14 protein-coding genes are annotated in these 13478 nt (G+C 68.8%); 4 read left to right on the top strand and 10 right to left on the bottom strand.

Annotated elements, in window-relative coordinates; all coding sequences use genetic code 11:
* Positions 1-7 precede the first annotated feature (7 nt).
* Positions 8-1444, bottom strand: coding sequence for a hypothetical protein (locus Mth01_RS09210; protein WP_204014450.1), 1437 nt, complete (start codon positions 1442-1444; stop codon positions 8-10).
* Positions 1445-1682: 238 nt separating this feature from the next.
* Here Mth01_RS09210 and Mth01_RS09205 point away from each other — a divergent pair, with 238 nt between their 5' ends.
* Complete coding sequence (locus tag Mth01_RS09205) at positions 1683-2828, top strand: acyl-CoA dehydrogenase family protein (RefSeq protein WP_204014448.1); 1146 nt, start codon at positions 1683-1685, stop codon at positions 2826-2828.
* Between the two features lie 177 nt (positions 2829-3005).
* Here the strand turns inward: Mth01_RS09205 and Mth01_RS09200 are convergent, their stop codons facing one another.
* The 3 genes from Mth01_RS09200 to Mth01_RS09190 form a co-directional block, all read right to left on the bottom strand.
* Positions 3006-3167 (bottom strand): hypothetical protein, encoded by a 162-nt coding sequence (locus tag Mth01_RS09200; RefSeq protein ID WP_204014445.1) that lies wholly within the window; start codon positions 3165-3167, stop codon positions 3006-3008.
* A 54-nt stretch (positions 3168-3221) separates the two neighbouring features.
* The gene (locus Mth01_RS09195; protein WP_204014443.1) at positions 3222-5456 is read right to left on the bottom strand and encodes an ATP-binding SpoIIE family protein phosphatase; all 2235 of its coding nucleotides are present in this window, start codon (positions 5454-5456) and stop codon (positions 3222-3224) included.
* Between the two features lie 147 nt (positions 5457-5603).
* Positions 5604-6308 (bottom strand): metal-dependent transcriptional regulator, encoded by a 705-nt coding sequence (locus tag Mth01_RS09190; protein WP_204014441.1) that lies wholly within the window; start codon positions 6306-6308, stop codon positions 5604-5606.
* A 78-nt stretch (positions 6309-6386) separates the two neighbouring features.
* On the opposite strand from Mth01_RS09190, the gene Mth01_RS09185 reads away from it, so the two are divergent.
* Entirely contained in the window at positions 6387-6548 is a 162-nt protein-coding gene (locus tag Mth01_RS09185; protein WP_204014439.1) for a hypothetical protein, read from the top strand.
* A 129-nt stretch (positions 6549-6677) separates the two neighbouring features.
* Here Mth01_RS09185 and pdxH read toward each other — a convergent pair whose 3' ends face one another.
* Positions 6678-7334, bottom strand: a complete 657-nt coding sequence (gene pdxH / locus Mth01_RS09180; RefSeq protein WP_239089497.1) for a pyridoxamine 5'-phosphate oxidase — start codon at positions 7332-7334, stop codon at positions 6678-6680.
* Between the two features lie 169 nt (positions 7335-7503).
* Between pdxH and Mth01_RS09175 the strand changes: the two genes are divergently transcribed.
* Together Mth01_RS09175 and serC are read left to right on the top strand one after the other, a co-directional pair.
* Positions 7504-8610 carry a citrate synthase 2 gene (locus Mth01_RS09175; RefSeq protein ID WP_204014437.1) on the top strand — a complete coding sequence of 369 codons (1107 nt, stop codon included), beginning with the start codon at positions 7504-7506 and terminating at the stop codon, positions 8608-8610.
* 159 nt (positions 8611-8769) lie between these two features.
* The gene (gene serC, locus Mth01_RS09170; RefSeq protein WP_204014435.1) at positions 8770-9888 is read left to right on the top strand and encodes a phosphoserine transaminase; all 1119 of its coding nucleotides are present in this window, start codon (positions 8770-8772) and stop codon (positions 9886-9888) included.
* A 71-nt stretch (positions 9889-9959) separates the two neighbouring features.
* Here serC and Mth01_RS09165 read toward each other — a convergent pair whose 3' ends face one another.
* The 5 genes from Mth01_RS09165 to Mth01_RS09145 all read right to left on the bottom strand — a co-directional run bounded on the left by Mth01_RS09165 (position 9960) and on the right by Mth01_RS09145 (position 13458).
* The gene (locus Mth01_RS09165) at positions 9960-10583 is read right to left on the bottom strand and encodes a rhomboid family intramembrane serine protease (protein WP_204014433.1); all 624 of its coding nucleotides are present in this window, start codon (positions 10581-10583) and stop codon (positions 9960-9962) included.
* Between the two features lie 99 nt (positions 10584-10682).
* Positions 10683-11447, bottom strand: a complete 765-nt coding sequence (locus tag Mth01_RS09160) for a crotonase/enoyl-CoA hydratase family protein (RefSeq protein ID WP_204014431.1) — start codon at positions 11445-11447, stop codon at positions 10683-10685.
* Positions 11448-11483: 36 nt separating this feature from the next.
* Positions 11484-12263, bottom strand: coding sequence for an SDR family NAD(P)-dependent oxidoreductase (locus Mth01_RS09155; RefSeq protein ID WP_204014429.1), 780 nt, complete (start codon positions 12261-12263; stop codon positions 11484-11486).
* 33 nt (positions 12264-12296) lie between these two features.
* The gene (locus Mth01_RS09150; RefSeq protein ID WP_204014426.1) at positions 12297-12644 is read right to left on the bottom strand and encodes an STAS domain-containing protein; all 348 of its coding nucleotides are present in this window, start codon (positions 12642-12644) and stop codon (positions 12297-12299) included.
* A gap of 40 nt (positions 12645-12684) precedes the next feature.
* Positions 12685-13458 (bottom strand): energy-coupling factor ABC transporter ATP-binding protein, encoded by a 774-nt coding sequence (locus Mth01_RS09145; protein ID WP_239089496.1) that lies wholly within the window; start codon positions 13456-13458, stop codon positions 12685-12687.
* Positions 13459-13478: the final 20 nt, after the last annotated feature.

Below are 13478 nucleotides of genomic sequence, written 5' to 3'. Positions count from 1 at the left end.
GATCCCCTCAGCGCGTCGCCGACGAGTCACCCGAATGGGCGGCCCTGCGCCTGAGCATCGCCACGCCACCCCACACGCCGACGAGCAGCATCAGACCACCCGAGCCGAGGAGCAGTCCCCCGGAGGAGGTCTGCTCCGGGGCCTCACCGGTCTGCGCCCCACCCTTGGGCGTGACCTCCACCTGGGCGACGGTGGGCGTCGCGGTCATCGTCACCGTGGTCGTCGCGGTCGGACTGGGCGAGGCGCCGGCGGCGGCGGTGGCGGTGGCGGTGACGGTCACGGTGGGACGCGGACTGAACGAGGGCGTCCTCATCGGGGTGCTCTGACCGGGGCTGTGTTCCCCGGGGGTGCCGCTCGGGCTCTGGTCGGGGCTGGCCGGGGGACCGTCCGGACCCGAAGGACTGGTCGACGGGCCAGAGGTCGAATTCCCGCCGCCGATGACGACCCTGATGGCTGTCGGCTTCTTCACCGGCTTGCACGTCGCCTGGAACTGCTTCGGCGGGCCGAGGAGCTGCTCCGTGACCGCCCTGAAGCCGTCCACCATCATCCACTTGTTCTCAAGGTTCGTCACCTCGAGCGTATGCGGGCCGTACGGCAGGCCGCGCATGCCCCACAGCGTGTGGTTTCCCTGGTTGACGACCACGACCGGGTTGCCGTCGGCGTCCTTCGACGCGTCGGCGGTCGCCGGAATGCCCGGCTTCCCGTCGATCTTGAAGTCCACCTCGCCGGCGCGGTGGTCCTGCTCGGTGATGAAGTCGACGCCCGTCCCCGTGAACTGGAACGTCGCCTTCGCGCCCCCCACTTCGGTCGCGTGTACGTCCTCGTGGATGTCGTGGAACTTGGGGTCACGGTCGTTGAAGTCGATCCAGTTCGCGTCGTAACTGATCTTCGAGAGGTCGTCGTCGTTGACGACCTTCTCTGAAGGCGGCGGGGTGAAGTCGATCAGGAGATCGCGAGGCTCGATCTCGAACACGCCCTTGTCCGTCGTGCTCACCGCGCCGGAGATCAGCTCGGGCAGGGTCAGAGGACCGCCGGCCTGCAGAAGCTCCTGGTCCTTCGCACCGAGCGAGTGCAGCTCGCCCTGCCACTTCTCGCCCAGGACGCCGACCTTACCCGTCGCCGAGAGACGGGCGCCGGGCTGGAACAGGCCGGGGGACAGAAACCTGGTGCCGTTCTCGTAGGCGATGTTCCACTTGACGTCCAGCGGCTGGCCGACGGACAGCGCGGTCTGCACCGTGAGGGTGATCTTCAGGTCGACCGGGTTGGACACGAGAGGGTTGGGAAGGTTGGGCTGGCCGGGTGTATCCCTGCATCGGTAAATGAGGTCGACCTGGGCCATCTCCGCCTGGGCTGAGGTCAGCGGAAGTGCGAGGAGCCCGCCTCCGATCACGCTCACGACCGCGGCGGCGAGCACACCACGCCGCCCCGCTTTCCACCGAACCACCGCACACTCCGATCGCGAGGGCCGCCCAGACAGGCGAAAGCAAGTAAATCGAAGGTAGATCTTACGGGCTGGGTCAAGGCCCGTACGGGTGAATGCGTCGATGGTGGCGGATTTGTAATCACCTGGCCCGATTTGGAGCGAGAGGCCCGCCTCGATCGACCGATGGGTAACAGAATTGTATTCTGGTCAGGTCGTCCGATCCCCGTGCAGCACAGTCCCCGAGCCGGAGGCGTACCAGATGCGGCGAGACCTCTTCGACGAGGAGCACCTGCTCTTCCGCGAGACCGTTCGCGATTTCATCGCCCGCGAGGTGACCCCGCGTCACGGTCAGTGGGAGAAGGACGGCATCGTCCCCCGCGAGGTGTGGAAGAAGGCCGGCGAGCTGGGCGTGTTCGGCTTCTCCGTCCCGGAGGAGTACGGCGGGGCCGGCATCACGGACTTCCGCTACAACGCGGTCATCGTCGAAGAGATCATCCGGGCCGGCGCGACGGGCCTCGGCTTCTCGCTGCACAACGACGTGATGGCTCCCTACTTCGTGGACCTGACGAACGAGGAGCAGAAGGGGCGCTGGCTGCCCGGGTTCGCCTCCGGCGAGCTGATCACGGCGGTCGCGATGACCGAGCCGGGGGCCGGCAGCGACCTGCAGGGCATCCGTACGACAGCTGTACGCGAGGGCGACCACTACGTCGTCAACGGGCAGAAGACGTTCATCACCAACGGCATCAACTCCGACCTGGTCGTGGTCGTCGCCAGGACCGACCCCGCGGCGGGCGCCCGCGGCATCACGCTGTTGGTGGTCGAGCGCGGGATGGCGGGCTTCACCCGCGGGCGCAACCTCGAAAAGATCGGCATGCACGCCCAGGACACCGCCGAGTTGTTCTTCGAGAACGTCCGCGTCCCGGTCGCCAACCGCCTCGGCGACGAGGACGGCCGGGGCTTCGTCCAGTTGATGAACAATCTGCCGCAGGAGCGGCTGTCGATCGCGGTCGCGGCGGTGGCGGCCGCCGAGAGCGTGCTGGAGGCGACCATCGAATACTGCCGGAACCGCAAGGCGTTCGGCAGGAGCATCGGTCAGTTCCAGAACACCCGGTTCCTGCTGGCCGAGCTGGCCACCGAGGTGGAGATCGCGCGGCACTATGTGGACAGGTGCGTGCTCGCCCTCAACGCGCGTGAGCTCACGGTCGTGGACGCCGCCAAGGCCAAGTGGTGGACGACCGAGCTGCAGAACAGGGTGGTCGACCGCTGTCTCCAACTCCACGGAGGGTACGGCTACATGCTCGAATATCCGGTGGCCAGGGCCTGGCTGGACAGCCGGGTCCAGACCATCTACGGCGGCACGACCGAGATCATGAAGGAGATCATCGGACGCTCCTTCGACCTCTAGTGGATGCGCCCGGCCCCACTTGTGTCAGCTCTTTGAACTCGCGGGAATTCGCCGGAAGGCCGCGCGCCTGCGGCTGCTCGTACGTTATCTCGCACTGCAAGATCACGAACGGCATCCATGGTCACAAGCTCCGTGTGCGAGCTTCTGCAAGGTCACGGGGAATGGGGGGGGGTGGGGTTAGGTGATGTGCCGGCTCCAGATGGCGAGCATGACGATGACGAACACGATCATCACGCCCGCGTAGCCCATGGGGCCCAGCCGGAAGAACCTGCGGACCCGGTTCAGCAGCCACGCGAACAGGAACGCCAGGAAGACCAGAAGGATGAGTCCGGGGTCCATGTGATCAGTATGCGGCCGTTTCCCGCGGCGCGCGCGGGTATCGCGGCGGGACGCTCAGCGACCACCCATGGGGATCTCGAACCAGACGGCCTTACCCTCCCTGGTGGGCCGGGAACCCCAGCGCCGGGCGAGCTGATCGACGAGGTAGAGGCCGCGGCCGCCCTCGTCCGTCTCGGCGGCGCTGCGGATGCGGGGCAGGCGCAGATCCTGGTCGAACACCTCGACCCAGATCGAGTCCCGGCCGCAGCGCAGCCGGAGCGTGAACTCCTTCTCGCCGGCGATTTCCTCCTCGAAGCCCGGCACGTCCCAGGACTCGTCGAACGGCAGCGGCGGGCCTTCGAGCGCCAGCTCACGGCGTGGCACGCCGGCGCCGGCGGCGTGCAGCACGACATTGGTCACGACCTCGGAGACCAGCAGGCAGGCCAGGTCGGCCCGTTCTTCGGGCACTCGCCAGCGCTCGAACGCCTCGGACGCCATCCGCCTGGCCTCCCCCACCATGATCGGCTGCGCGGGGAACGTGTGCTCCTGTAGCTCCAGCTCCGCTCCGACCGATCTGACCACGAGGATCGCCATGTCGTCGTCGATCTCACCGGGCACGGCGACGATCGCCGCGTCCGCGATGCGCTCGACCGACTCGATGGAGACCTTGGCGAGCGCCTCCCGGAGCATCCGCAGCGCCTCGTCCTCCTCGGGCTCCTCCGACGCGGGCCCCGTGAAGTCACGGAGGGGCCGGCGGTCGACGAGGCCGTCGGTGTAGAGGAGCAGGGTCGCGCCGGGGGGCAGAGTCAGCGTCTCCTCCTTGTAGACGAGATCGGCGTGCACGCCCTTGGCCCGGACGCCGAGCGGCTGCCCCACCTCGGTGATGTCCAACTCCGTCACCTTGCCGTCGACGATGAGCAGCGGCGGCGCGTGACCGGCGTTGGCGAAGGAGAGCTGCCGCGACCACGCGTCGTACACAAGGTACTGACAGGTGACGATCGGCGGATTGGTGATGTCGGCGCCGAAGTCGTCGCGCTCCGGCGCGGCCACTACGCGGGTCCACTCGTCGAGCCGGGCGAGGATGTCGGCGGGCGGTTTGTCGTCCTGGGCGAAGGCCCGCAACGCGGCCCTGAGCTGGCCCATGACGGCCGCCGCCTTGGCCCCCCGCCCCTCCACGTCTCCGATCACGATGCCGACCCGGCCGGCCGACAGCGGGATCACGTCGTACCAGTCGCCGCCCACCTGGGTCTGGATGCCCTGGCCGTGCGAGGCGAGCGGGGCGGCCGGGAAGTAGCGGTGGGCTATCTCCAGCCCGTCGAACGTGGGGAGATCACGCGGCAGCAGATGCTTCTGGAAGGACTCCGCCGTGTGCCGTTCCGCCTCGAACAGCAGCGCGTTGTCCACGGCGAGCGCGACCCGGGTGGCGACCGCGCCCATGAAGTCCCGATCGAAGGTGTCGTAGTGCGGGGAGTGCCGCTCGGTGAGGTTGGACAGCCCGAGGTACATCAGGCCCAGCGTCTCGCCGCGCACGCACAGCGGTGCGACGATCGCCGAGGTCATCCCGACCTGCGCGAAGAGCCGGGCCGAGCCCTCACTCGGCATCGGATAGCTCACCTGGGAGAAGTCCTCGACGAGGATGGTCTCCTGACGTCGCAGCGCGGTGTCGGCGTAGTGGCCGAGCGGATATTTGATCTCCGAGCCGACCGGCAACCACGTGCCGGGCGGCGGCGTCCAGCCGTGCACGTGCGTGGACACCTTGCGTACGAGCCGCTCGCCCTGGACCAACTCGATGAAGCAATGGTCGGCGAACTGGGGGACCAGCATGTCGGCGACCCGGTTGAGCGTCTCCTCGACGTACAGGGAACCGGCGAGCCGCTCGCCGATGCGCTCCAGCAGGCCGAACCGGTCCTTCTCCCGCTCGTTGCCGCGCATCGCCTCGCGTGCGATGATCACGATGCCGCTGATCGGTCCGGACGGGTGCCGCAGCGGTACGGCCTGGGCCCGTACGTAGACCATCGTGCCGTCGGCGCGGACGACGTCGAACGTGCCCTCCCACACACCGCCGCGCAGCACGTGCCTGGCCAGGTCGACGGCGTGCGGGTGGTCCTTCTCCATGATGCCGAGGGACACCAGGGGTTCCTTGCCCGACGGCGCCCCTGCCCTGCCGAACAGTCGTTCCGCGAACGGATTCCAGTAGAGGACGTTGCTGAAACGGTCGGTGACGACCACCGCCATCTCAGCCTGGTCGAGCACCGATCCGGCCGTCAGATGGTCGGCCGCCTCCTGAGACAGGTCTCCCCAACGTTTCATCCCGCGACCACCCCCCGGGGACGCGTGTTCGCCATGCCTGCCACGTGCGCTCCTGCAGGGGTCGCTGATGTCATGAGGGACCGCTGGGTCTGGGAGAGGAGGAGGAGAGACTTCCTGTCCAGATTCAACCAGGCACAACTCTTTCCGTCATCGTCTGGTGACGAAAACGTGCGCGGCGACGTCCCGCGGTAGGTCCACGGCCGTGCCGCCCGCTTCACCATCACCCGTCACCCGCACACCGTCGTCGCTAGCCGCGAGCGTCACCTCGCGTCCGGGTTGTATCCCAACTTGCTTGAGTTTAAGCATCACGGCGGGGTCGCTTTGCACTTGTTCGCTGATTCGCCGCACTACAACGGGGATCGAGCCCGCCCCGGCGACGGTCGCCATGGACGAGACCGCCTCATCTCCGCTCATAGCGGACTGCGACACGCCCAGTTCGGCGAGCCCCGGGATGGGGTTGCCGTGCGGGCAGAGCTGAGGGTTGCCGAGAAGGTCGACGATCCTGCTTTCCACCGCCTCCGACATCACGTGCTCCCAGCGGCACGCCTCGACGTGGACCTCTTCCCAGGGCAGGCCGATCACCTGGGTCAGCAGGCATTCGGCCAGCCGGTGCTTGCGCATGACCCTGATGGCGAGCCGCCGCCCGAGCTCGGTCATCGTGAGGTGCCGATCCCCCTGCACCTTCACGAGACCGTCACGCTCCATCCTCGCGACCGTCTGGCTGACCGTAGGCCCACTCTGCTGCAGCCGTTCGGCGATCCGGGCGCGCAGCGGCACGATGCCCTCTTCTTCGAGCTCGAAGATCGTACGAAGATACATCTCCGTCGTATCGATCAGGCCGTGTGCGGTCAAGGCTCCTCCAGTCCTTGTAAATCGATGCTACGACCTCCCGCGCGTTCGCAGCCGACCTTATTGGGGAAGCGTGTCAGGATGGGAAACATCGGTGCGGAACGATTCCTTCCGGCCGAGCTGAGCCTGCCCGCGCTCGCCGGCGCGGCACGATCCTGCCAGGGGTGCGATCTCGCGCCCGACCGGGACGCGGCCTACGCCGGGTTCCTCGCCGATCTGCGGGCCGCCGCCGCGATCTCGTGATCTCAGCCCGGGTCTCTACCTCGTTGCCGAAGAGCGGGACGGCTCCCAAAGCGGCTCCCAAGGCCGCTCTCAGTGCCGCTCTCAGTGCCGCTCTCAGGGCCGCTCTCAGGGCCGCTCTCAGTGCCGCTCTCAGGGGGCGAGGCGTTCGCGGGTCCAGCCGTCTCGCGCGCCGACGCCACCGGTCAACCGGTAACGGATGCGGTCGTGCATGCGGTCGGTCTGCCCCTGCCAGAACTCGACCTCCGAGGGCACCACCCGGAAACCTCCCCAGAAGTCCGGCACCGGCGGATCCTCCGGCCACCGTCCGGCGAGCTCCCGGTAGCGCACGTCCAGCGCCTCACGCGACTCCACCACCGCTGACTGGCGCGAAGCCCAGGCGCCGATGCGGGAGCCGTACGGGCGAGAATGGAAATAGGCCGCGCTGTCCTCGCGCGGGAGCCGTACGGCGTGGCCCTCGACGCGGACCTGCCGCCTGATCGGATGCCAGGGGAACAGCAGGCAGGCGAGCGGGTTCTCGGCGAGATCGCGCCCCTTGCGGGACTCGTAGTTTGTGAAGAAGACGAAACCGCGCTCGTCGAAACCTTTGAGAAGGACGGTGCGGGCGGAGGGACGCCCCCCGGCCGAGCCGGTCGCGAGGATCATGGCGTTGGGCTCGGGCAGTCCCGCGGCGACGGCGTCGGCGAACCACAGCGTGAACTGCGTCACCGGGTCGTCGGCCATGTCCGATTCGAGCAGGGGCTCGCCCTCGTAGCTGTGCCGGAGCCCCGGCAGATGCGCGCTGTCCACGGAACGGTATTGTTGCGCGCTCAACGCATGCCCGGCGCATCGCCCCTACCAGGGAGAACTGCGTTCGGGAGGGGCGGCGGCACGGCAACGTGACCATGAGGGTTAAATTGACGCGCCGGTATCTCGACATCAAGGCTCTGGACTTCACAAGAGAGGGAGGCGGCCGAGAATGTCCGACTTCAAACCCGGGCTCGAAGGCGTGGTGGCGTTCGAGACCGAGATCGCGGAACCGGACAAAGAAGGGGGCGCCCTGCGTTATCGGGGCGTCGACATCGAAGATCTCGTGGGCAACGTACCCTTTGGCAACGTCTGGGGCCTGCTCGTCGACAACGAGTTCCTGCCGGGGCTGCCCCCGGCGGAGCCGTACCCCGTTCCCGTCCATTCCGGTGACATCCGCGTCGACGTACAGAGCGCGCTGGCGATGCTGGCGCCCACCTACGGCTTCCGGCCATTGCTCGACATCGACGACGCCCAGGCGCGCGAAGATCTCGCCCGTGCCTCGGTGACCGCGCTGTCGTTCGTGGCGCAGTCGTCGCGCGGTCTCGGCCTGCCGATGGTGCCGCAGAAGCGCGTCGACGAGGCGGAGAGCATCGTCGAGCGCTTCATGATCCGCTGGCGCGGCGAGCCCGACCCCAAGCACGTCAAGGCCATCGACGCGTACTGGACCTCCGCGGCCGAGCACGGCATGAACGCCTCGACGTTCACCGCCCGGGTGATCGCCTCCACCGGTGCCGACGTGGCCGCCGCCCTGTCCGGCGCGGTCGGCGCGATGTCCGGCCCGCTGCACGGTGGCGCCCCCGCCCGCGTGCTGCACATGATCGAGGGCGTCGAGAAGGTGGGTGACGCCCGCAAGTACGTCCAGAGCGAGCTGGACAAGGGCCAGCGGCTCATGGGCTTCGGCCACCGGGTCTACCGGGCCGAGGACCCCCGCGCCCGGGTGCTGCGCCGTACCGCCAAGGAGCTGGGTGCGCCGCGCTACGAGGTCGCGGCGGCTCTGGAGACGGCCGCGCTCGAAGAGCTGCACGCCCGCAAGCCGGACCGGGTGCTCGCGACGAACGTGGAGTACTGGGCGGCGGTCGTCCTGGACTTCGCGGAGGTCCCGTCCAACATGTTCACCTCGATGTTCACCTGCGCCCGCACCGCCGGCTGGGCCGCCCACATCCTGGAGCAGAAGCGCACGGGCAGGCTCGTCCGCCCCAGCGCCAACTATGTGGGCCCGCCGCAGCGCTCGATCAGCGACGTCCCCGGCGCCTCCGAGGTCATCGGCAAGCCCTGACTGACGTCACGACCCCGGGAGGGCCCGCGGCGACCGCCGCGGGCCCTGTTCGCCGTTTCCCCCGGCTTTCACCTGGGTCGATGTGATTTTCCGGACATTCGATCTCATCATCCGGACCTGCGGTCTGGACCACTGCCGGGGCTCATTACCCTGGAACACGTGGCTGACATCGTGATTCCCGCTGACATCAAGCCCGCCGACGGCCGCTTCGGCTGCGGGCCCTCGAAGGTACGTCCCGAGCAGCTCGCCGCTCTCGCCGATGCCGGAGCGAGCGTGATGGGGACGTCCCACCGCCAGAAGCCCGTCAAGAACCTCGTGGCCCGCGTCCGCGCCGGCCTCACCGACCTGTTCTCCCTCCCCGAGGGGTACGAGGTCGTGCTGGGCAACGGCGGAACCACGGCGTTCTGGGACATCGCGGCCTTCGGGCTGATCCGGGAGAAGTCGCAGCACCTGCACTTCGGGGAGTTCTCCGGCAAGTTCGCCACGGTGGCCAAGAAGGCCCCCTGGCTGGCCGAGCCGACGGTCATCAGGTCCGACCCCGGCAGCCACCCGACGGCCGTCGCCGAGGACGGCGTGGACGTCTACGCGTTCACCCACAACGAGACCTCCACCGGCGTCGCCATGCCGATCCAGCGGCCGACCAACGCCGCCGACGACTCGCTCGTGCTCGTCGACGCCACCAGCGGCGCCGGCGGTCTGCCCGTCTCCGCGTCGGAGTTCGACGTCTACTACTTCGCGCCGCAGAAGAGCTTCGCCTCCGACGGCGGCCTGTGGATCGCGCTGTTCTCACCGAAGGCGCTGGCCCGGGTGACCGAGATCACCGAGAGCGGCCGTTTCGTCCCCGAGTTCTTCAGCCTGCCGACCGCGATCGACAACTCGGTCAAGGACCAGACCTACAACACTCCTGCGGTCGCCACGCTGTTCCTGCTCGCCGACCAGATCGAGTGGATGAACGCCCAGGGCGGCCTGGCCTGGACGACGGCCCGGACGGCCGACTCGGCCTCCCGGCTGTACACGTGGGCGGAGAAGACCTCCTACACCACGCCGTTCGTGGCCGACCCCGCGCAGCGCTCCAACGTCGTCGGCACGATCGACTTCGCCGACGAGGTCGACGCGGCGGCGGTCGCCAAGGTGCTGCGCGCGGGCGGCATCGTCGACACCGAGCCCTACCGCAAGCTCGGCCGCAACCAGCTCCGCATCGCGATGTTCCCGGCCATCGACCCCGCCGACATCGAGGCGCTGACCGCCTGCGTCGACTACGTCGTCGACCGGCTCTGACCTCCCCCTCCGCCGCTCGAGCCGTACGGCACGGCCTCACGTGCCCGTGCCGTACGGCTTGGCGTAACTCTTCAGACAGGCGTCGGGCGGCGGCGCAGCAGCCAGGCGGCGAGGACGCCGCCGATGAGGCCGAAGAGGTGGCCCTGCCAGGAGACACCCGGCTGGGTGGGCAGGACCCCCCACAGGATCGAGTAGTACAGCACGGCGACGAACACACCGAGGACGATGTCGAGGACCCGGCGGTCGAAGAACCCTCGCGCCACGACATATCCGAAATATCCGAAAACCAGGCCGCTCGCGCCCACCGTCAACGAGTTCGGCGCGCTGGTGAACCAGACGCCCAGCCCGCTGACCAGGACGATGACGAGACTGGCCGCGAGGAACCTGCCGAGCCCCCGGAGGGCGCTCAGGAATCCCAGGATGAGCAGCGGCAGCGTGTTCGCCGTGAGATGGTCGAACCCGTCGTGCAGGAACGGGGCGAACAGGATGCCCGGCAGGCCGTCCACCTCATGGGCGAGGATGCCGTAGTCGTCCAGCCCGAGGTGGCCGAAGTAGTCGACGAACTCGATCAGCCACATGGCCGACACAATGGCGATCATCATGACCGCGCTGCCCAGCGCCCCGCTCACAAGGCCGACGAGGCGACCACCCGTCGGCCGGCCCGCCGGGGGAAGGCCCGGCCCGGAATCACTCATGCCTTCACCGTACGCAGCCGCGTGGCCGGACGGGCGCGACGATCCCGGCGCGGGCCGTCGGAAACCGCGCCGGAATCGCCGGGGAAGGGTCCGGAAGGGCTACTCCCCCGACCAGTTGGGGGCGCGCTTCTCGGCGAAGGCCGCCGCGCCCTCCATCGCGTCCTTCGAAGCGAAGATCGGACTGGTGATCTCGTTCTGCTTCGCGAACATCTCCTCCCGTGACCAGTCGGCCGACTCGGTGACGACCCGCTTGGTCGCGGCGAGGGCCAGCGGCGCGTTCGCCGCGATCTTGCGGGCCAGCTCCAGCGCCCCGGCCAGCGCCTCGCCCGCGGGTGTCACGCGGTTGACCAGCCCCAACTCGTAGAGCCGGGACGCGGGATAGAAGTCGCCGGTCAGCGCGATCTCCATCGCGACGTGGTACGGAATCCGGCGCGGCAGCCGCATGACCCCGCCCGCGGCGGCGACCAGACCGCGCTTGGGCTCGGGCAGGCCGAACTTCGCCTCCTCCGACGCGACGATGACGTCGCAGGACAGGGCGATCTCGAAACCGCCCGCCAGGGCGTACCCCTCGACCGCCGCGACCATCGGCTTGCGCGCCGACCTCTCGGTGATCCCGCCGAAACCGCGCCCCTCGACGACCGGGAAGTCGCCGCCGAGGAAGGCTTTCAGGTCCATACCGGCGCAGAACGTCCCGCCCGCACCGGTGATGACGATCGCGGAGACATCCCGGCGCTCGTCCAGTTCGTCGAGGGCGGCGGCGATTCCGCGCGCCACCGCACCGTTGACCGCGTTCTTGGCCTGCGGCCGGTTGATGGTGACGACGGCCACGCCGCCATCGGCTTCTACAAGAACCTCGTCAGACATGAACACCTCCGCCGATCGGACTCGAGTCGTGTGGGCTCACTTCGGCTGGAAGCGGATGCCGCCGTCGAAGCGGATGACCTCGCCGTTCATGTAGTCGTTCTCGATCAGCGAGCGGACCAGGTGGGCGAACTCCGCGGCGCTGCCCATCCGCTTGGGGAACACCACGGGGGCGGCGAGCTTGGCCTTGAACTCATCGGCGTTCTTGTCGCCGATCTTGCCGTAGATCGGGGTGTCGATGATGCCGGGCGCGATGGTCAGCACGCGGACCCCGATGGCCGCGAGGTCGCGTGCGGCCGGCACGGTCATGCCGATGATGCCGCCCTTGGAGGCCGAGTACGCCACCTGGCCGGTCTGACCCTCGATGCCGGCGACCGAGGCGGTGTTGACGACCACGCCACGCGCGCCGTCGGCGTCGGCCGGCTCGGTCTTCGCCATGGCGGCGGCGCCGACGCGCATGAGGTTGAAGGTGCCGATGAGGTTGACGTCGATCACCTTGCGGTACGACGCGAGGTCGTGCGGCGAACCGTCGCGGTTGACGGTCCGCTGCGCCCAGCCGATGCCCGCGCTGTTGACCACGGCGCGCAGCGGCTGGCCGGTGGCGACGGCCGCCTCCACGGCGGCCTGTACGGACGCCTCGTCGGACACGTCGGTCTGCGCGAACACGCCGCCGATCTCGTCGGCGATCGCCTTGCCGCGTTCGGCGTTCAGGTCCGCGATGACCACGGTCGCGCCGACCCGAGCCAGTTCACGTGCCGTGGCCTCGCCGAGGCCGCTGGCACCACCCGAGACGATTGCTGATGCTCCGTTCAGATCCATAGCCGGACCCTAACCCGACAACCGAATGAAGTTCTACTCGGGGTCGGGCAAAATCGCGGTCTCGACGTCCGGATACACCTTGATCCGCCGGTCGAGCCCGGTCGTCCGGAGGATGCGGGCCACGGGTGGCTGCGGCGCGGCGAGGGTGACGACGCCGCCCTCGCTGGTGGCCAGCCGCCACGCCTCGATCAGCACGCTGAGCCCGCTCGAGTCCATGAACGACAGATCCGTGAGGTCGAGAACGAGCGTCGGACCGTCATTCATGATGGCGTCGCGTACCTCGTCGCGCAGGAACGGGGCGGTAAAAAGATCCAGCTCCCCCTCCACCGCCACGACGACGACGGCATCGGAGAGCGGACGGCGTGCGAGCCGCAGCTTCATCGTCGTGTACCTCCTCAACGAGGCCCACTTTACTGGGGGATCACTCCTGAAGAGCGGGGACGGCGAAGCCGTACGGCAGTTCGAGGCGATGGGCGGCGAGCAGGCCGGCGTCGGCGAGCAGCGAGTGCGTCGCGCCGTCCGCCGCGATCACGCCGCCGGAGAGGATCAGCGAGCGCTCGCACAACTCCAGTGCGTACGGAAGATCATGCGTGACCATCAGCACGGTCACGTCCAGGCTTTTCAGGATGTCGGCCAGCTCGCGGCGCGAAGCGGGGTCGAGGTTGGACGACGGCTCGTCCAGCACGAGGATCTCCGGCTCCATCGCCAGCACGGTCGCGACCGCCACCCGCCGCCGCTGCCCGAAGGACAGGTGGTGCGGCGGCCGGTCGATCGCGTCCAGCATGCCGACCCGCGTCAGCGCGTCGCACACCCGCCGATCGAGTTCGTCGCCCCGCAGGCCGAGATTGGCGGGGCCGAACGCGACGTCGTCCCGGACCGTCGGCATGAAAAGCTGATCATCGGGATCCTGGAACACCAGGCCGACGCGGCGGCGGATCTCCAGGAGCGTGTCCTTGCGCACCGGCAGCCCGGCCACCTCGACCGTGCCGTGCCCCGCGGTCAGGATGCCGTTGAGGTGCATGACGAGCGTGGTCTTCCCCGCGCCGTTCGGGCCGAGCAGCGCGACCCGCTCCCCCCGCCGGATCGTCAGGTCCACGCCGAACAGCGCCTGCGTCCCGTCCGGGTACGCGTACGCCAGCCGGCTGACCGTCAGCGACGGCGGCGAGTCCGCGCCCGTCATGCGAGGGCCCGTCATGCGAGGTTCCGTCATGCGAG

Source organism: Sphaerimonospora thailandensis, assembly GCF_016863115.1.
Classification (GTDB): domain Bacteria; phylum Actinomycetota; class Actinomycetes; order Streptosporangiales; family Streptosporangiaceae; genus Sphaerimonospora; species Sphaerimonospora cavernae.
The sequence above is the reverse complement of the archived record's forward strand: the minus strand, read 5'-3'. Positions and strand labels throughout refer to the sequence as shown.